Source organism: Caballeronia sp. ATUFL_F1_KS39 (assembly GCF_023630985.1).
GTDB classification, from domain to species: Bacteria; Pseudomonadota; Gammaproteobacteria; order Burkholderiales; family Burkholderiaceae; genus Caballeronia; species Caballeronia zhejiangensis.
In genome coordinates this window covers 1-18,095 of the sequence record NZ_JALQDZ010000029.1, presented here as the reverse complement: position 1 = coordinate 18,095, position 18,095 = coordinate 1, and the positions used below count along the sequence as shown (strand labels likewise).

Genomic DNA, 18,095 nt, shown 5'->3' with positions numbered 1-18,095 from the left:
AGCGCACACATCGATCATTCTTCGCGTGCGCGCAGGATATAGCCGAGACCGCGCAACGTCATGATCTGCGCGTTCGTTTCGGCCAGCCGCTTGCGCAAGCGATGAATATAGATGTCGATGGCATCGGCGCTGGCGACATCGTCGAGACTGAAGATGCATTCCATCAGCATCGACTTCGACACGGTCTTGTCCTGCCGAAGGATCAGCGCTTCGAGAATCGCGTGCTCGCGACGTCGCAGCGAAATGGGCGCGCCCCGATAGCTGAACTCGCGCGTGGCGAATGCATACCGGAGATCGCCGCACATCAGCGCGACGGCTTTCTGCGCGCTCTGACGACGCACCAGAGCCTTGATGCGGGCCACCAGTTCGCGCGCATCGAAAGGCTTGACGACGAAATCGTCCGCGCCCGCTGCGAAGCATTCCACCTTGTCCTCGATCGATCCGTGCGCGGTCAGCATCAGTACGGGCACGGTGTCGCCGCGGCGCCGCAGCCGTCCGAGCAGTTCCTTGCCGCTCATCGCGGGCAGGCGCATGTCCAGCAACACGACATCGTAGGTGCATTGATTGAGGATCGACGTGGCGCATTCCGCGTTCGGCACATGATCGACGATGAAAGAATCCGCCTTCAACAGACTCACGATCCAGTGCGCCAGCTCGGCGTTGTCTTCGACGAGCAGCAGCTTCATCGGATGTCCCCGCCGGACCATGCGGGCAGCCTGACCGACACGGACAATCCTGCACGCGCGTAGCCCGCCCCGAGCGTGACGGTGCCGCCGTGGCGCAGCGCGATCTCCCGCACGATCGGCAGCCCGAGCCCGGTGCCATCGGTAAAAGCAGACGCGCGATAGAAGCGCTCGAACACATGCGCGCGTGCCTCGGCGGAAAGCCCCGGACCGTTGTCGACCACCTGCAACAGAACCTGCTCGTGCGAACGCCTGACGATCACGGTGACGCGCCCGCCCGGCTGCGTGTAGCGAATCGCGTTGTCGACGAGGTTCGACACGAGCGCGGACAGCAGCGCCGCGTTGCCCGCCACCATCGTGCCCGGTTCGGTTTCTGCGCCAAGGTCGATATCACGCCGCTGCGCCAGCACGATCAGTTCTTCGAGCACGGACTCGACGACATCCGTCATGTCCGTCATCGTTCGTATGGGTTCGGGCGTGGACTCTGCCTGCGCGAGCATCAGCAGTTGCTTCGTTACGGCTTTCATCTTTTTCATGCTCCGGCCCGCGCTCTTGAGCGCGATCTCGCATGCGCGCTCGCCGCCGCAGTTCAGGCAAGCGTATTGGATCTGAGTGTCGAGAAGCGTGAGCGGCGTGCTGAGCTGATGCGCCGCATCGGACACGAAATCGCGCTGTGTCCGCGCGTGATGCCTGACTTGCGCGATGCATTGATTGAGGGCGTCGACGATCGGCCGGAGTTCGCGTGGCAAAGCTTGCGCGCGCATCGGATCGATTTCCAGCGGCGAGCGCCCGGCGAGGTCGTCCTTGAGGCGCATCAGCGGACGGAGCGCGGCCGCGAGACCGAGCGGAACGAGCGCGGCGACCAGCGCGAGCATCACGCATGCGCGCAGCAACTGCGGGCGCCATAGCTGATCGCGCATGGCATGCCGCGAAGCCCGCGTCTTGGCGACGATGACCCGCGCCGCCACCACCTTGCCGTCATCGAACAGAAAACGCGGATAAGAGATGGCGCGAACGTTCGTACCCTCGAACTCGGCGTCGAAATAAACGGGATGTGAGCTTTCGCGCTCGGGCAGCTCCGGCCTGCCGCCGAGCAATCGGCCGCGTTCGGCGACGACCTTGTAATACACGCGATCCCGATATGGCGACTCGAACATTTCGAGGGCCGCTGGCACGATCTTGACGGTGAGTTCGCGATCGGACCACTCGATGCCATCGCCGATGGTCCGTGCGGAGGCAAGGAGCGCCGCGTCCTCCATCATGTCCGCCGTGCGGCACGCGGAATCGTACGAAGCGATCGATGTAATCAGCACGAAAAGGGCGAGCGGCGCGAGCAGCCAAAGAAGCAGGCGTATGCGCAGGCTCGTCCGTCCGCATCTCGCGAACCGCGCGCGCGCCGGCCGCAGCGGACGTTTCAGATTGTCGGCAGACGTGGCTTCGCCGGATTGCCGGTGTCCGTTGATGTCACGCCCGGGCATAGGCACTCGCGCTCGGGCCGTATGAAGCGAAGGATCTGAGTCGCACCCAGGCATCTCCGTCTGTTCGCAGGCGGCGGCTGTCGCAGCCTGTCATCTTTTGTGTGCGGATTGTAGTGGGTCGAATCCTTCGCAGTTCTTTCGCAGATTCCTATTCTGAATACGGAGTTTCCATGAGTCGAAGAAACTCAAACATCGGCCGTTTAGGAATAGTTCTACGTTCTGCAGGATGTGCTTAACCCATAACCCGCAGCGGATCAAAGATTGCGACGAAGATTTTCACGCGTGTGCGCCGCCTCATCGGCAAGCCATTGCGCGAACTGCTGCAACGCGGGCGACGGCGCGGGCCGCTCCGGATACACGAGGTAGTACGCCGCGCCGCTCGGCACGCACAGCGAAAACGGCGCGATGACGCGCCTGGCGCGCAGGTCTTCTTCGATCAGCGAGAGGTCGCCGATCGTCACGCCCAAACCCTGCATCGCCGACGAAATCGCCAGATCGAGCGTGTCGAAATGCTGCGCTTTCGTCGACGGCAGGCCGGCGTAACCGTAAGCGCCGAGCCACAGTAGCCAGTCGCGGCGGTCGCGCGTTGGATGCAGCAGCGTTTTCCCGGCGAGATCGTCGGGTGTTGGCGAGGCGTTCTTCTTAGGCTTCCACAATTCAGGCGCGCAAACCGGCGTCAGCACTTCATCGAAAAGATGATGCACGCTCGCGCCCTTCCCCGACGGCGCCGCGCCGAAGACGATCGCTGCGTCGAACTGCTCCGCGCTGAATTCGACGCCATGCGCCACCGACGCCGTCACTTCCACGACCAGTTCCGGCCGCTCGTTCTGCAGGCGGATCACGCGCGGCAGCACCCAGCGCATCGCGCAGGTCGGGCACTTCACGCGCAGAATGCCGGATTGCGCGCCGCCTTTCGCGAGGGCATCGTCGATCTGTCCGAACGCCTGCTGCAACGGCGCGACCAGCAACGCGCCGTGATGCGTGAGCGCGAGCCCGCGCGCCTGCCGCGTGAAAAGCGCATAACCGAGATGCGCCTCCAGCCCGGCGATCTGACGGCTGACCGCGCCCTGCGTCACGTTCAGCACCTCGGCCGCGCGCGTGAAATTCAGTTTCTGCGCCACCACCAGAAAGGTTTTGAGCACGTCGAGGGAAGGCAGGGGTTTCATCGGGTTTTTGACATGTAGCCATGATCTGCAAGCATGGCTAGTATGACAAAGTTTCGATTGTCCGCGCTTTATTGCTGCGGTTGAATCGACGGCAGATTTTCGTCGAACCGCAATTCCGGAGACATCCGCCGTGCAAAGCGCCTGCATTACCGAGTCGAAGCTGCCGAACGTCGGCACGACCATTTTTACCGTCATCGGCCAGTTGGCCGACGAGCATCACGCGCTCAACCTGTCGCAAGGCGCGCCGAACTTCGCGTGCGATTCGAAGCTCATCGAAGGCGTCGAGCGAGCCATGCGGGCAGGACATAACCAGTACTCGCCGATGTCCGGCGTGCTCGCGCTTCGCGAAGCCATCGCCGTGAAAACGCAGAAGCTCTACGGCGCAACCTACGATCCGGGCACGGAAGTCACCGTCGTCGCGAGCGCGAGCGAAGGCCTGTACGCGACGATCAGCGCGCTCGTGCATCCCGGCGACGAAGTGATTTACTTCGAACCATCGTTCGACAGTTACGCGCCGATCGTGCAGTTGCAGGGCGCGAAGCCCGTCGCGATCAAGCTCTCGCCGCAGGATTTCCGCATCGACTGGGACGAGGTCGCCGCCGCGATCACGCCTAAGACGCGCATGATCCTCGTCAACACGCCGCACAACCCGACGGGCAGCGCGTTCACATCCGCCGACGTCGAGCGGCTCGCGGCGCTCACGCGCGACACGAAGATCATCGTGCTGTCGGACGAAGTCTACGAGCACGTCGTCTTCGACGGCGCGCTGCATCACGGCATGGCGCGTTATCCGGCGCTGGCCGAGCGCAGCGTCATCGTGTCGTCGTTCGGCAAGTCGTATCACGTAACGGGCTGGCGGGTCGGCTACTGTCTCGCGCCCGCCGCGCTGACGGCGGAAATCCGCAAGATTCATCAGTTCATGACCTTCTCCGCCGATACGCCGATGCAAATGGCCTTCGCCGAAGCGCTCGCGGATGAATCGAGCTATCTGAATCTCGGGCCGTTCTATCAGCACAAGCGCGATCTGCTCGCGGAATCGCTGAAAGCATCGCGCTTCGAGTTGTTGCCGAGTGCGGGCAGTTTCTTCATGCTGGCGCGTTACGACGCGATTTCCGATCAAGGCGACAGCGATTTCGTGCTGCGCCTGATTCGCGAGGCGCGCGTCGCGACGATTCCGCTGTCGGCGTTCTATACCGACGGCACCGACAACCGCGTGATCCGTCTATCGTTCGCGAAGGACGACGACACGCTCATCGAAGGCGCGCGCCGCCTTTGCTCGATCTGACGATTTCCTGGAGACCAACACGATGAAACTGAACCACATAGCCAGCGCGCTGTTCCTCGCATGCACGTTCACGAGCGGCGCCGCGCTTGCCGCCGATACGCTGCGCTTCGGCCTCGAAGCGCAATATCCGCCGTTCGAATCGAAATCGTCGACGGGCGAGTTGCAAGGGCTCGACATCGACGTCGGCAATGCCGTGTGCGCCGCCGCGAAAATGCAGTGCAAATGGGTCGAGACCTCGTTCGACGGCCTGATTCCCGCGCTGCAGGGCCGCAAGTTCGACGCGATCAACTCGGCGATGAACGCGACCGAACAGCGCCGCCAGGCGATCGATTTCACGACGGTCGTGTATCGCGTGCCGACGCAGCTCATCGCGAAGAAGGGCAGCGGCATCGAGCCGACGGCGGCATCGCTGAAGGGCAAGAGCGTCGGCGTGCTGCAAGGCTCGATTCAGGAGACGTTCGCGAAGGCGCACTGGGAAAACGACGGCGTGAAGGTCGTGCCGTATCAGGATCAGAACCAGGTCTACGCCGATCTGAAGTCCGGCCGTCTCGACGCGACGCTCGTGCTCGCGCCCGCGGGACAGAGCGGCTTCCTGTCGAAGCCGGACGGCGAAGGCTTCGCGTTCGCCGGTGCGCCCGTGCGCGACGACAAAATTCTCGGCAGCGGCATCGCCTATGGCATCCGCAAGGGCGACGATGCGCTCAAGACCAAGCTCAACGCGGCGATCGAGAAGGTCAAGGCGGACGGCACCATCGACAAGTACGCAAAGAAGTATCTGGGCGATATCGATATTTCGGCGAAGTAAGCAGCTTTTTTTGAGCGCAGGCACACTGGCGGCTTGATCTTTTCCGGCCGCCAGCCGCGTCTTGCAAGCTGGCGGCCTCAAGCATGGAAGCCGCATGAGCACGCCGACGACGCCCAAACCCGCCGCCGCACCGTCACCCTCACCGTCCGCGCCGCCGCCGCTCGAAGGCGGCAAGCTCGTTCTCGCCACCTTCGCGGTGGCGCTCGCGACGTTCATGAACGTGCTGGATTCGTCGATCGCCAATGTCGCGATCCCGACGATCTCCGGCAATCTCGGCGTGTCCGTCAACGAGGGCACGTGGGTTATCACCGTGTTCGCGGCGTCGAACGCCGTCTCCATTCCGCTGACCGGCTGGCTCACGCAGCGGCTCGGGCAGGTGCGTCTTTTCGTCGGCGCGATCCTGATGTTCGTGCTGTCGTCGTGGCTGTGCGGGCTCGCGCCGAATCTGCCGGTGCTGCTCTTCGCGCGCGTGTTGCAGGGCGCGGTGGCCGGGCCGCTGATTCCGCTGTCGCAGGCGATCCTGCTCGGCTCGTATCCGAAAGAGAAGGCGTCGATGGCGCTCTCGCTGTGGGCGATGACCGCGACCGTCGGCCCGATCGCCGGTCCCGCGCTCGGCGGCTGGATCACGGACAGCTATTCGTGGTCGTGGATCTTCTATATCAACATTCCGGTGGGCATCTTCGCGGCGGGCGTGACGTGGATCATCTACCGCGACCGCGAATCGCCGACGCGCAAGGCGCCGATCGACGTGATCGGTCTTCTGCTGCTCGTCTCGTGGGTCGCTTCGCTGCAGATCATGCTCGACAAGGGCCGCGATCTCGACTGGTTCTCGTCGCCGCTGATCGTCGTGCTGGCGATCGTCGCGGTGATCGCGTTCGCGTTCTTCGTCGTGTGGGAGCTGACCGACAAGAATCCCGTCGTCGATTTGCGGCTTTTTGCCGGGCGCAATTTCTTCGGCGGCACGGTGGCGATTTCGGTCGCGTACGGCGTGTTCTTCGGCAATCTCGTGTTGCTGCCGCAATGGATGCAGCAGTATCTGAATTACCGGTCGATCGACGCCGGGCTCGTCACCGCGCCGCTCGGCATTTTCGCCGTGATCCTCGCGCCGATCATGGGCAAGGTGTTGCCGCGCAGCGACGCGCGCATCATCGCGACGGCGGCGTTCGTCGGCTTCGCGTTCGTGTTCTGGCTGCGCTCGAAGTACGTGATCGAGATCGATACGTGGCATCTGGTCTTGCCGACGCTGCTGCAAGGCATTCCGATGGCGATGTTCTTCGTGCCGCTCACGGCGATCGTGCTATCGGGCTTGCCGCCGTCGAAGATTCCCGCGGCGGCGGGGCTGTCGAATTTCGCGCGGGTGTTTTGCGGCGCGGTAGGAACGTCGCTCGCGGGCAATGCGTGGGACAACCGCATCGCGCTGCATCACGAGCGGCTCACCGAGCAGGCGAATGTCTACAATCCGGCGTTTTTGCAGTCGCTCGGGCTATCGCAATCGACGCTCGACGTGAGTGAAGCGCAGGCGCGCGGCATGTTCAATTTCACCGTCAACTCGCAAGCCGCGATGATGGGACTCAACGATATCTTTCTGATCTCGGCGGTGATCTTCATTCTGATCATTCCGCTGATCTGGATTACGAAGGTGGCGAAGGGCGGGGGTGGCGGGGCGGCGTCGGGGGCGCATTGAATGATGCTCGCGCCCCGGGTGCTATTCGGGCAGAAAGCCCTCCTCCAGCACTGACGACATCGGCCATGGACAGCTTGCGGGGAACGTATCGACTTCGATACGGGTTTCATTCGCCGCCTGTTCCCGCGCATCGCCCCACATATCGGCGATCCAGTCCTCCTCGGTAAGCATGGGCTTGAGACTCGGCGTTCTCTTCAATCGACGTCCGATTGCCTCCCGCTGCACCCGAATCGTGGTTTGCCAGCTTGCGCCACGCCGCTCCGGCTGAAACTGCCACTTCAGCAAATGCGCCAGCAAGATCGCCATCCTGCTTGCAAATTCCCGCTGTTCACTCTTCCCCACGTCCTCGATTTCCTCAGCGATATGCTCGATATCGATGGACGCAAATTTCCCCGCACGCAGCAGCGCCGCCTGTTCCCAGGCCCACGCCACCACGTCCTTCTCATAAGGCGTTCCCATCGGCTGACTCCCGTTCTCTTCATCGTTCCCGGTGTCGCCGATATTAGTTTGCATTCCTTTGTTCATCCAGATCGTCCGTTTGGCCAACGCTCGTCACTTCAGCCCCAGTTCGACGCGCGAACCCGCGCCCTTGTCCTTGATGTCGTCCGCGTTCATCTTCGGCGCGACGACGAAAATCCGTTTGCTGTCGATTTTCCCGTCGAAATATTCCTGCACCGCCTGCGCTCGACGCTGCGCCAGATCGCGCAACGATCCTTCGTCGACCGGTGCGTTCTTCGTGAGCGCGGCTTTCATGTCCTCATCGGGCACCGACTTCGTCATGCCGATGAAGTTCGTCGGCTTCTTGAAATCGGCCGACTTGTACGCCTTCGTCAGATACTTGTCGTAGTCCGCGTCCGTCACCTTGATCGCGTTCCAGTCGACGTTCTCGCCATTGCTCGACATGTCGCGCACCTTCGCGCGCTTCACCTGTTGATCGAGCCACGCGGAACGCAACGCCGGCTCGTCCGTCTTCGGATCGACGCGGCCCGTCACGTCCAAGCGCACCGACGGCTTGTCCGCCAGCGCCTTCGCGATCGTATCGAGCTTCTTCTGCGCGGCATCGTTCAGCGTGGCCGAGCCCGCATCGAATTCGATGTAGTTGAGATCCTCGCCGCCGCCGCCGCCGAACGCATGCGCGAGCAGCGTGAACGGCGCGGTCACCGCCTTCTGCACCAGATTCACGATAGCCTGCCACACGAGCCCACCGATCGAAAACTCGGGATTGTCCAGCGAGCCGGAAATCGGAATATTGACATCGATCTCGCCGCGCGAATTCTTCAGCAGCGACACCGCGAGCCGCACCGGCAGCTTCGTCGCCGTCGGATTGTCGACGTGATCGCCGAACGTCAACTGATCGATGAACAAGTGATTGTTCGCCGTGAGCTTGTTGTCGGCGAGCATGTAATGCAGATCGACGTTGAGCTTGCCCTTCGTGATCGGATAACCCGCGTACTTCGACGAATACGGCGTGAGATTCGTCAGCTCGACGCCATGCGCGCTCGCGGTCAGATCGAGCGCGGGTTTCTCGATGAGCGGATTCACCTGCCCCTTGATCGAGACCGGCCCGTTCGCCGCGAGTTTCGCCGACACGTCGACGGGCGCGGACGTGGTCGAATGCGTGCCGAACGCGCCGATCGTCCCGTTGATCGCAACGAGATTCGCGGTGTAGTTCGGCTTGATGAAGTTATCGGTGTAAGTGACGCGGCCGTCCTGCAGCACGAGCTGGCCGAAGCGCATGTTGACCGGCGGCCCCGACGGCTTCGCCGCCGTCTTCACCGGCACCGTCGCGCTCGCAGCGGCCGGCGCGGACGCGCCCTCTTCCTTCGCACGGTCGCGCGTCACCGATTGCGGGCCGTTGTCGCCGGCCACGACGCTCTTGAGGTTCAACCTGCCCTGCGCGTCGAGCAGCACCCGACCGTAGAACTTGGCGAAGGTCACGCGCGCCGCTTCGACATCGGTGCCGCGCTCGCTGTAGTCCGCCTTCACGTTCGAGAGCGAGAGCAGCTTCCAGCCGGCGAAGCGGTCGGAGGTCGCCTTGTCGAGCATGCGTACGTCCGTCAGCGACACGTCGCCCTTATAGGACGCCGCGAGCGTCTTGCCGCTGCCCGACATCGCGACGTCGCCGTTCGCGTTCAGATACGCGCTCGTCACGTCGATGTTGAGCATGTCGCCGAAATACGGCTCGAACGCGGAGGCGTCGACCTGATCGCCCTTGACGTGCAACGCGAGCTTGAGCGGCGACACCGTGACGTTGCCGCCAATCGCGAGCGCCCCCTTGCCGTTCAGCGTCAGCTTGCCGTCGACGGCGAGCGGTTTCGTCAAATCGTCGCCGAACTGCCTGACGTTGAGCGCGAGCGGCGCGACGCGCAGCTTGACCGGCTTCGTCGTGGTTTCATCGGTGATATTCGCCGATGCATCGGCGAGCGCGATCTCGCCGATCCGATACCGCCACGCCGGCCCCGCCGCCTGCGCCTTCTGGATCCTGCGCGTCGCCGACTGCTCGGGCGCGGCTTCGTGCGGCGCGGCGAGCGCGGCCAGATCGATGCTGCCGTCCTTGCGGCGCGTCGCATCGAGCGCGAGGCCGTTCAATTGCACGCTGTCGAGCGTCGCGTTGCGCGCGGACACATCGACCTTGGCGATCTTCGCCGTCGCCGACGCCAGCTTGATCGGCGCGCCGCCGCCCGCGTTGGGCGCGAGCGTGAGCGCATCGAGCTTCACATCGCCCGCGCCGATTTGCACGCCGCCATCCGCCTTGCTCCAGTCGACCGACACCGGCAGATTCGCGCCGAGCGTGCCGCTCGTCACGCGCGCGGCCACCATGTTCGCGAGATACGGCTGCAACGGCGGCAGCGCCAACGCGCTCAGCGCGAGCTTTGCGTCCGCCGTTTTCGTGGCGAGCGTCACGTTGCCCGATGCATCGAGCGCGCCGCCCTTGTCGAATGCCGTCTTGAGCGTGTATTTCGCGGGCGTTTTGGCAAGCGTCGAGAAATCGTCGAGCGTCACGGCGAAGCCGGTCAACGCGGCCTGGACACGCTGTTTGAGCAACTGGTCGTCGAGCGCGATCCGGCCGTCTTCAATCGCGAGGTGGCGAATCGCCAGATCGAGCGGCGGCGCTTCCTTCTTGACTTCCTCCGCTGAAGGCTTCGGCGCGGGACCGGCCAGCTTCTGCACGTTCAGTTGACCCGTCGAATCGCGCGCGAGATGGACATCCGGATTCGACAGCGTCACTTCGTCGAGGTGATAGACATCGCGCAGCGGCTCGGCATTCGCGATCTTCACGTGCAGCGCGCGGGCCGCGACGAGCGGCGCGCTCGCCTTGTCCGTCACCGCGAGATCGGCGAGATCGGCGGTGCCGTCGATGCGGATCGTCGGGGTATCGCCCGAGATCGCGAAGCGCACGTTGAGATCGGTCGAGAGCTTGCCGCTCTTCACCGCGACCGGCACCGACGCCGGCGCGTAAGACGCCATCTGCGGCACGTCGAGGCCGTCGAGCGTGAGCGCGATTTCCGATTCGCGCGACTGCGCAAACGGCTTCGTGCGACCCTTCACGACGAGCGGCGAGCCGTCGATGCGGGCCTGCAACAGCGGCGTCACGAAGATATCGGTGGCGGACGGCAGCGTCGCGATGAACGGAATGCCGAGCGCGAAACGGTCGACGACGTGCTTCGTTCTCAGAAGCCTGTCATCGAACGTGATCTGGCCGTTTTCGAGCTGAATGTTCGATACCGAGAAGCGCGCAGGCTTGTCCGAAGGCGGCGACGATGGCTTCGCGAACTTCGCGATCAGATCGGAGAAATTGAAATGCTCGCCGTCGAAACGCACGACGCTGATACGCGGCGAATCGATCTTCAGTTCGTTGACGACCGGCGCGAGTTTGAACACCGACGCCCACGACGTACGCACGACGAGCCTCGACACATCGACGAAACCGGCCGCCGCGCCCGGCGCCTTCGCGAGATTCGCGGGCGATTCGCCGATATGGACGTCATCGGCTTCCAAATCGAGCGTGTACGGATTGAGCCAAATACGCCTGATGCTGACGGGCCGGTCGAGCTGCTTTGCGAGCTGTTGCTCGGCGATATGTCGGATAACCGGCGGCGCGACGAAGAACCCGAGCACGCCGATAACGAGTATCGCGATCAGCAAGCCGATGAAAAAGCGCCGCGTGCGCCGCGCGTGAACGACGCCGCGCAGCGTCTGCCCGGCGGAGGCGAGAGAAGACTTCGTGATGCTCGACATTCGATGCGCGACGACGAGCCGCCGTCCCCGGAAAGATGATGTTCGAGTATACGACGATGCGACCCGCAAACGTTCGCCAAAGCGTGCGTCAAACACATGAAGGCCGCGAAAAAATCGCGGCCTTCATGTTCGATTCAACTGTTTGCGCGCAGCGGAATCACTGCCGTTCGACTGACGGCGGCGCCCACGAGCCGTCGCTCGCCTGCGGCTTGGGCGCATAAAGACGCATCGTGAGCTGGAACTGGCCTTCGGGCGCGGGCAGCCAATTCGCTGTCTGCGCGCGGCCCGGCGACTTCGCCGACACGATCACGTCGATGGAGCCATCGCGATTCTTCTTCAGCCGGTCGCGATCGGAAAGCGAGAGCCGCGGCAGTTTCGCATCCGAGAGCGCCCCGTCCTTCGTGTAGGCGGTCAGGGTCCAGAAGCCGCGCACCGGCGGCAGTTGCTCGGGCTCGAAGTGCAGCGTGTACGCGTTCGCGCCGTCGAGTGCGTGGCCTTCGCTGTCCACGTGCGTCACCGGCTTCACTTCGCCTTCCTTCGTGCTCGTCGCGGTCTGCCGGCGCGCAAGATAGGCGCGCAACGTGTAATCCGTACCGTAGACGCCGACGCCATCGCCGAACCAGGTCCAGCCGTTCTTCGTGATCGCGTTGGGCGGCGTCGTCTCGAGCCGCTCGCGTGCATCGGCGAGACCGGAATCGAGCAGCGGTGCATCGGTCTTCTTGAACTGCACCGGCTCGCCCGGCTTCACGCCGAGATCGGCGAGCTGGCTGATCGCGTGACTGTCGTCGGTGGCGGCGGGATTGTCGTCGAGCGAGCGGGCGAGGCGCGCGAAGAACGCGTTCGCATCGAGCGCTTCGGCCTGCGCGCCCGGCGCGATCGTCGCCAGCGCGGATGGCAGCGGCGGCACCGCGGGTTGCTTCGCGCCGTTCGCGGGCCACGCGCCGGAGACGACCGGCGTCGGATCGGCGGCGGAGCCTTTCGCGGGCGTCAGCGTGTCGATTCGCATCGCGGTCTGCAGCTTGCGCGCTTCGCGCACGTCGCGAGCGCCGTTCACGCGCACGCGCACCGAAAGCCACACGTAACGTGTGCGCGTTTCGACGCGCGTCGCGTTCGCGGGCAGCGTGCCGGTCCAGCCAGCGGGCACGAACGCGATGAGCTGCATCTTCGGATAGGGCGTCGTGTCGGCGCTGGAATAGAGCGCGTTGGTCCACGCATCGAACGCGCGGGCGTCGAGATAGCGGCCGCGCGGCGCGGCGGGCAGCGTGACGATCACCGGATCGGCGGACACATCGAGCCATGCCGACGATTCGAGCGTGTCGACGCTCGCCCAGCCCGGCGCGCCGGCGGGCGGCAGCGCGCTCGCGTGACGGAAGGTGTTGAGCGGCGTCTGGCCGGGCTGCCCGGCGCGGCCGCTGGCGCGTTCGCGCGCGATATCCGACGCGACGAGCGGAAAGCCGAAGGTATAGGCATCGGCGACCTGATTCTTCACCCAGCCCGTGCTGGTCGCCTTGGCTTCGGGCTGCTTGGTCGCACAGCCCGAAAGGACCGCCGTGCCGGCGAGACTCACGCTCATCCAGATTGCGGTGTTGAGCGGAAACGTCCAGCGTCGCTTGTTCTTCATTCGAATGGAAATCCAGTTCTTCTTTCGATTTGGGTTCTCGCACGCATCTTCGTAGGAGCGATGCGCGGCACGCTCGGAAGCGTATCGGCGCCGCTGCCACTCCCCGCGCGGCGCGCCACGAGCGTTATCTCGAAATTCGGGTTTTAACTTATCCGCTGACGATAGGCAAGATTAAGTCAGCAAAAGCGCTGCGGCATGCCGAAGAATGCACCAGATGCCGGTCAAAAGCACTGAATGGCGCGCTTTTCGTCCTTCGAATACGGTCTTCTCGTAGCATTTCGCGCTCCCGCGCGGCGGGACTCGATATTGCACGACGCGCTTCATTCAGGCCTTGACCTTCCAGTCATTGGAAGGTCGATACTGTTCCTTATGTGGGATCTTCGCGATCCCGGCCAGAACGGAGCGTTTCGATATGTCCACAGCAGAATCCGACCATCCGCGGACCGCTGAGTTGTCCGTCAGCGGGATGACGTGCGCGTCGTGCGTCGCGCGCGTCGAGAAAGTGCTTAAACGCGTGCCGGGCGTCGAAAGCGTCGCGGTCAATCTCGCGACCGAGAAGGCGACCGTGCACGCGAGCGCCGCCGTCACCGACGATCAGCTCGTCGCCGCCGTCGCCAAAGCCGGCTACGAGGCCGCGCCGATCCTGCCCGACGCCGCGCCGGAGCTCGCCGTTTCCTCCGGATTCGATCGCGAGCTCGCGGCCGTGCTCGCGTCCGCCGTGCTCACCGTGCCGCTGCTCGCGCCGATGTTCGGCCTCACGCTCGACCCGTGGCTGCAACTCGCGCTCGCGAGCGTCGTGCAGTTCGGCTTCGGCGCGCGTTTCTATGCGGGCGGCTATCGCGCGGTGCGGGCGTTCGCGGGCAACATGGATCTGCTCGTCGCGCTCGGCACGTCGGCGGCGTGGGGCTTGTCCGTCTGGCAGATGTTCGCGCACGGCGGCATGACGGAGCATCTGTTCTTCGAGGCGTCGGCGGTCGTCATTACGCTGGTGCGCTTCGGCAAATGGCTGGAAGCGCGCGCCAAGCGCCAGACCGCCGACGCGATCCGCGCGCTCAACGCGCTGCGTCCCGACAAGGCCCGCGTGCGCGACCGCGACGATCCGGCGCGCGAACGCGAAGTGCCGCTCGCTCACGTGCGTATCGGCGATATCGCCATCGTGCGGCCGGGCGAGCGCGTGCCGGTGGACGGCATCGTGCGCGAGGGCCGCACGCACATCGACGAATCGCTGATTACCGGCGAAAGCCTGCCGGTCGCGAAGGAACCCGGCGCGCGCACGACCGGCGGCTCGATCAACGGCGAAGGCGTGATCGCGATCGAAACCACGGCGATCGGCGCGGAAACGACGCTCGCGCGCATCATCCGGCTGGTCGAATCGGCGCAGGCGGAGAAGGCGCCGATCCAGCGGCTCGTCGATCGCGTATCGGCGGTGTTCGTGCCGGCAATTCTCGCGATCGCGCTCGTCACGCTCATCGGCTGGCTGCTGCACGGCGCCGATGCAGAAACGGCGCTGCTGAACGCGGTCGCGGTGCTCGTGATCGCGTGCCCGTGCGCGCTCGGCCTCGCGACGCCGACCGCGATCATGGCCGGGACCGGCGTCGCGGCGCGTCAGGGCATTCTCATCAAGGACGCGCAGGCGCTCGAACAGGCGCACGCGATCAAGATCGTCGCATTCGACAAGACCGGCACGCTGACGGTCGGCAAGCCGGGCCTCGTCGCGTTCGATGCCGCGCCGGGGCAGGATCGGAGCGCAGCGCTCGGACTCGCCGCCGCCGTGCAGCGCATGAGCGAGCATCCGCTGGCGAAGGCCGTCGCCGCCGCCGCGAGCCACGCACCGCGCTTCGAGGCGAGCGCGGCGCGCGCGGTCGCCGGACGGGGCGTGGAGGCGAACGTCGGCGCGCGGCGCATCGCGATCGGCAGTGCGCGCTGGGTCGCGGAACTGGGTTTTGACGTGCCGCCGACGCTCGCCGCGCGCGCTCGCGAACTCGAAGCGCAAGGGAACACGATCTCGTGGCTGATCGATCTCGACGGAGAAGTCCTCGCGCTGCTCGCGTTCGGCGATACCGTCAAGCCGACCGCGCGCGATGCAATCGAACGTCTTGCGCGCATGGGCGTGAAGAGCGCGCTCGTCACCGGCGACAACGAAGGCAGCGCGCAAGCCGTCGCGCGCGCGTTGGGTATCGCGCCGGAACGCGTGTTCGCGCAGACCTTGCCCGACGACAAGGCGCGCGTCGTCGCGCAACTCAAGGCGTCGAACGAAGGCATCGTGGCGATGGCCGGCGACGGCATCAACGATGCGCCCGCGCTCGCCGCCGCCGATATCGGCATCGCGATGGCGAGCGGCACCGACGTCGCGATCGAGGCGGCCGGCATCACGCTGATGCGCGGCGATCCGGCGCTCGTCGCGGACGCGATCGATATTTCGCGGCGCACGTATCGCAAGATTCAGCAGAATCTGTTCTGGGCGTTCGTCTACAACCTGATCGGCATTCCGCTCGCGGCGTTCGGCCTGCTCGATCCGATGTTCGCGGGCGCGGCGATGGCGTTTTCGAGCGTGAGCGTCGTCACGAACGCGCTCTTGCTGCGGACGTGGCGCGCTCAGGCCGGCGCGGCCGCCGACGAAGCGCGCGCCGGCAAGCCGATCACGCGGCCCGCGTAACGCGCGTCCTTCGGCGCGACCGCAGGTTCGGCGGCGATGCGCGCGGCGATGTCATCATCGAACGATGCGGATTTCGGCGCGCCGCTCGAATCGATGTGCATCAGCATCTGCTCGCACGCGCAAACGGCCTCCGTCGCGTCGCCTTCGAACATCTCCATATAGAGATGCACGCGCTTTTTGTCATGCGCGATCACGCGCCACTCGACGCGCACCGGCGCGCCCTCCTTGATCTCGCGCAGATACGTGACATGCGCTTCGAGCGTGTAGAGCGTGCGCTGGCGTGCGCGGCGGCCCGCGTCGTCGAGACCGATGCGGTCCATGAAGGCATCGGTCGCGAGGCTGTAGATCAGCATGTAGAACGCGTCGCGCAGATGGCCGTTGTAGTCGACCCATTCGGGTTTGACGGTGTCGCGATAGGTCATCGTGGTGCCTTGCGGTTCCGTTAGTCTTCGATCCCGTGACGCGCTTTCGCCTGCGCGATCGCCTCGATCACGCTCGCGATGCAGTCGTCGCGATAACGCTCCAGTTCCTTGATGCCGCGTCCGTTCGTCTGATTCGACGTACCGTCGACGACGCGGTCGATGAGTTCGTCGGTCAGTTTCGGCGCGACGAGTTTGGTCCACGGCAATTCGAGCGCGGGGCCGAACTGCTGCATGAAGTGTCGCATGCCCGCTTCGCCGCCCGCCAGCGTGTAGGTCAGGAACGTGCCCATGAACGACCAGCGGATGCCCGCGCCGTAGCGGATGGCGTCGTCGATTTCGCCGGTTGTCGCGACGCCGTCGTTGACGAGATGCAGCGCCTCGCGCCAGAGCGCTTCGAGCAGCCGGTCCGCGATGAAGCCGGGCACTTCCTTCCTCACGCGCAAGGGCCGCATGCCGATGGACGCGTAGAAGCACATCGCGGCTTCGATCGCTTCGCCGGATGTCGCTTCGCCGCCGAGCACTTCGACGAGCGGCAGCAGATACACCGGATTGAACGGATGCCCGACGACGCAGCGCTGCGGATTCACGGCGCGCGCGTAGAAGTCGGTCGGCAGAAGGCCGGACGTCGACGACGCGATGATCGCATCGGGCTTCGCCGCGCGGCTCGCGCGTTCGTGCAGCGCGAGCTTGAGTTCCTCGCGTTCGGGCGCGCTTTCCTGGATGAAGTCGGCATGGGCGACGCATTCCTCGACGGTATCGACGAAGCGCAATCGTTGTTGCGACGCGCCCGGCGCCAGTCCGACGCGCTCGAGCGCCGGCCACGCGTTCGCGACGTTCGCGCGCAGTTGCGCTTCGGCGCCGGGCGCGGGATCCCACGCGGTGACGTCGAGTCCTGCTCCGAGGGCGCGCGCCACCCAGCCGCTGCCGATCACACCCGCGCCGAGCGCGGCGAATTGCTTGACTTGCATGTCTTCGTGTCCTTGTCGGTTCAGGCGAATTGTTCCGCGATGCGTTTTTCCAGCAGGCGTTCGCCGCGCGCCGGGAGGCCGAGCTTCTTGCGGCCTTCCGCGGGCGTGAGCGCGCGTGCGCCGAGCCGCTCGATGATTTCCACCGCGCGCTGGACGAGCGCGCCGTTGGTCGCGTGCACGCCGCGATCGAGCCACAGGTTGTCTTCGAGACCGACGCGCACGTGTCCGCCGAGGAGCATCGCTTGCGCGACCATCGGCATCTGCATGCGGCCGATGCCGAAGCCGGCCCAATGCGCGCCGGGCGGGAGGTTATCGACCATGGCTTTCATCGTGCCGGTGTCGGGCGGTGCGCCCCACGGAATACCCATGCACAGTTGAAAGAGCGGCGGGTTGTCGAGCAGGCCTTCTTTCAGAAGTTGATTGGCGAACCACAGATGGCCCGTGTCGAAAATTTCCAGTTCGGGCTTCACGCCGAGTTCCTGGATGCGTTTGGCGCCGGCGCGCAGTTGCGCGGGCGTCGATACGTAGATGTAGTCGCCGTCGCCGAAATTGAGCGTGCCGCAGTCGAGCGTGCAGATTTCGGGCAGCAGTTCTTCGACGTGCGCGAGGCGCGTGAGGCCGCCGACGAGGTCGGTGCCTTTGCCGAAGCGCATCGGGTCTTCGCCGGCGCCGATCTCCAGGTCGCCGCCCATGCCTGCGGTGAGGTTGATGATCACGTCCGTGTCCGATGAGCGGATGCGGTCTACCACTTCGCGGTATAGCGCGGGGTCGCGGCTGCCTCTTCCTGTCTTCGGGTCGCGAACGTGGCAGTGGGCGACGGTGGCGCCCGCGCGGGCCGCTTCTATCGCTGCTTCGGCTATTTGCTTCGGCGTGACTGGGATGGAAGGGTGCTTGCCGGTCGTGTCGCCAGCGCCGGTTACTGCGCAGGTCACTATCACTTCGTAGTTCATTTTCGATGTCCTTTAGGGTTCCTGTATTTTTTCTTCGGCTTTCGTTAAGTCCTGATTTGGCGTCGGTCTATTAGCACTGCCCCTGTGCGGGGCGGCACTCACTTTCTTTGCTGCTGCCGCTTCGCCGGATCCCGTATT

At 64.8% G+C, this 18,095-nt stretch carries 13 protein-coding genes; 4 read left to right on the top strand and 9 right to left on the bottom strand.

Going from position 1 to position 18,095, the window contains the following annotated elements; all coding sequences use genetic code 11:
- Nucleotides 1-14 precede the first annotated feature (14 nt).
- From NCR93_RS13970 to NCR93_RS13960, 3 genes are all read right to left on the bottom strand, one after another.
- Nucleotides 15-686 (bottom strand): response regulator, encoded by a 672-nt coding sequence (locus NCR93_RS13970; protein ID WP_008354119.1) that lies wholly within the window; start codon nt 684-686, stop codon nt 15-17.
- Nucleotides 683-2,161, bottom strand: a complete 1,479-nt coding sequence (locus tag NCR93_RS13965) for a sensor histidine kinase (protein WP_239295577.1) — start codon at nt 2,159-2,161, stop codon at nt 683-685. The genes NCR93_RS13970 and NCR93_RS13965 overlap by 4 nt, the downstream gene beginning before the upstream one ends.
- Before the next feature lie 254 nt (nt 2,162-2,415).
- A complete protein-coding gene (locus NCR93_RS13960) occupies nt 2,416-3,327 on the bottom strand; it encodes a LysR substrate-binding domain-containing protein (protein WP_034473137.1) in 912 nt (303 codons plus the stop codon).
- A 130-nt stretch (nt 3,328-3,457) separates the two neighbouring features.
- Between NCR93_RS13960 and NCR93_RS13955 the strand changes: the two genes are divergently transcribed.
- The 3 genes from NCR93_RS13955 (at nt 3,458) to NCR93_RS13945 (ending at nt 7,101) form a co-directional block, all read left to right on the top strand.
- Nucleotides 3,458-4,612: a methionine aminotransferase gene (locus tag NCR93_RS13955; protein ID WP_175982934.1), complete on the top strand. Its 1,155-nt coding sequence runs from the start codon at nt 3,458-3,460 to the stop codon at nt 4,610-4,612.
- 22 nt (nt 4,613-4,634) lie between these two features.
- Complete coding sequence (locus NCR93_RS13950) at nt 4,635-5,417, top strand: ABC transporter substrate-binding protein (protein ID WP_175982933.1); 783 nt, start codon at nt 4,635-4,637, stop codon at nt 5,415-5,417.
- Nucleotides 5,418-5,511: 94 nt separating this feature from the next.
- Complete coding sequence (locus tag NCR93_RS13945; protein WP_008354125.1) at nt 5,512-7,101, top strand: DHA2 family efflux MFS transporter permease subunit; 1,590 nt, start codon at nt 5,512-5,514, stop codon at nt 7,099-7,101.
- A gap of 21 nt (nt 7,102-7,122) precedes the next feature.
- Here NCR93_RS13945 and NCR93_RS13940 read toward each other — a convergent pair whose 3' ends face one another.
- The 3 genes from NCR93_RS13940 to NCR93_RS13930 all read right to left on the bottom strand — a co-directional run bounded on the left by NCR93_RS13940 (nt 7,123) and on the right by NCR93_RS13930 (nt 12,961).
- A complete protein-coding gene (locus tag NCR93_RS13940) occupies nt 7,123-7,560 on the bottom strand; it encodes a DUF29 domain-containing protein (RefSeq protein WP_175982964.1) in 438 nt (145 codons plus the stop codon).
- A 93-nt stretch (nt 7,561-7,653) separates the two neighbouring features.
- The gene (locus NCR93_RS13935) at nt 7,654-11,340 is read right to left on the bottom strand and encodes a DUF748 domain-containing protein (RefSeq protein ID WP_175982932.1); all 3,687 of its coding nucleotides are present in this window, start codon (nt 11,338-11,340) and stop codon (nt 7,654-7,656) included.
- Between the two features lie 157 nt (nt 11,341-11,497).
- Entirely contained in the window at nt 11,498-12,961 is a 1,464-nt protein-coding gene (locus NCR93_RS13930; protein ID WP_175982931.1) for a DUF1254 domain-containing protein, read from the bottom strand.
- A 412-nt stretch (nt 12,962-13,373) separates the two neighbouring features.
- Here NCR93_RS13930 and NCR93_RS13925 point away from each other — a divergent pair, with 412 nt between their 5' ends.
- The gene (locus tag NCR93_RS13925; protein ID WP_239295564.1) at nt 13,374-15,617 is read left to right on the top strand and encodes a heavy metal translocating P-type ATPase; all 2,244 of its coding nucleotides are present in this window, start codon (nt 13,374-13,376) and stop codon (nt 15,615-15,617) included.
- Here the strand turns inward: NCR93_RS13925 and NCR93_RS13920 are convergent.
- The 3 genes from NCR93_RS13920 to cdhC are packed head-to-tail and all read right to left on the bottom strand — an operon-like array spanning nt 15,557 to nt 17,957.
- On the bottom strand, nt 15,557-16,039 hold the full coding sequence (locus NCR93_RS13920; protein ID WP_175982930.1) for a thioesterase family protein: 483 nt from the start codon (nt 16,037-16,039) through the stop codon (nt 15,557-15,559). The two genes, NCR93_RS13925 and NCR93_RS13920, sit on opposite strands and share 61 nt — an antisense overlap.
- 20 nt (nt 16,040-16,059) lie before the next feature.
- Nucleotides 16,060-17,007, bottom strand: a complete 948-nt coding sequence (locus NCR93_RS13915) for an L-carnitine dehydrogenase (RefSeq protein ID WP_175982929.1) — start codon at nt 17,005-17,007, stop codon at nt 16,060-16,062.
- A gap of 20 nt (nt 17,008-17,027) precedes the next feature.
- On the bottom strand, nt 17,028-17,957 hold the full coding sequence (cdhC, locus tag NCR93_RS13910; RefSeq protein WP_008354133.1) for a 3-dehydrocarnitine:acetyl-CoA trimethylamine transferase CdhC: 930 nt from the start codon (nt 17,955-17,957) through the stop codon (nt 17,028-17,030).
- Between the last annotated feature and the right edge of the window lie 138 nt (nt 17,958-18,095).

Bases quoted from the DNA above. Each gene is read 5' to 3' on its own strand.
- NCR93_RS13970 (WP_008354119.1), bottom strand. From the start codon at position 686: ATGAAGCTGCTGCTCGTCGAAGACAACGCCGAGCTGGCGCACTGGATC.
- NCR93_RS13965 (WP_239295577.1), bottom strand. From the start codon at position 2,161: ATGCCCGGGCGTGACATCAACGGACACCGGCAATCCGGCGAAGCCACG.
- NCR93_RS13960 (WP_034473137.1), bottom strand. From the start codon at position 3,327: ATGAAACCCCTGCCTTCCCTCGACGTGCTCAAAACCTTTCTGGTGGTG.
- NCR93_RS13950 (WP_175982933.1), top strand. From the start codon at position 4,635: ATGAAACTGAACCACATAGCCAGCGCGCTGTTCCTCGCATGCACGTTC.
- NCR93_RS13945 (WP_008354125.1), top strand. From the start codon at position 5,512: ATGAGCACGCCGACGACGCCCAAACCCGCCGCCGCACCGTCACCCTCA.
- NCR93_RS13940 (WP_175982964.1), bottom strand. From the start codon at position 7,560: ATGGGAACGCCTTATGAGAAGGACGTGGTGGCGTGGGCCTGGGAACAG.
- NCR93_RS13935 (WP_175982932.1), bottom strand. From the start codon at position 11,340: ATGTCGAGCATCACGAAGTCTTCTCTCGCCTCCGCCGGGCAGACGCTG.
- NCR93_RS13930 (WP_175982931.1), bottom strand. From the start codon at position 12,961: ATGAAGAACAAGCGACGCTGGACGTTTCCGCTCAACACCGCAATCTGG.
- NCR93_RS13925 (WP_239295564.1), top strand. From the start codon at position 13,374: ATGTCCACAGCAGAATCCGACCATCCGCGGACCGCTGAGTTGTCCGTC.
- NCR93_RS13920 (WP_175982930.1), bottom strand. From the start codon at position 16,039: ATGACCTATCGCGACACCGTCAAACCCGAATGGGTCGACTACAACGGC.
- NCR93_RS13915 (WP_175982929.1), bottom strand. From the start codon at position 17,007: ATGCAAGTCAAGCAATTCGCCGCGCTCGGCGCGGGTGTGATCGGCAGC.
- cdhC (WP_008354133.1), bottom strand. From the start codon at position 17,957: ATGAACTACGAAGTGATAGTGACCTGCGCAGTAACCGGCGCTGGCGAC.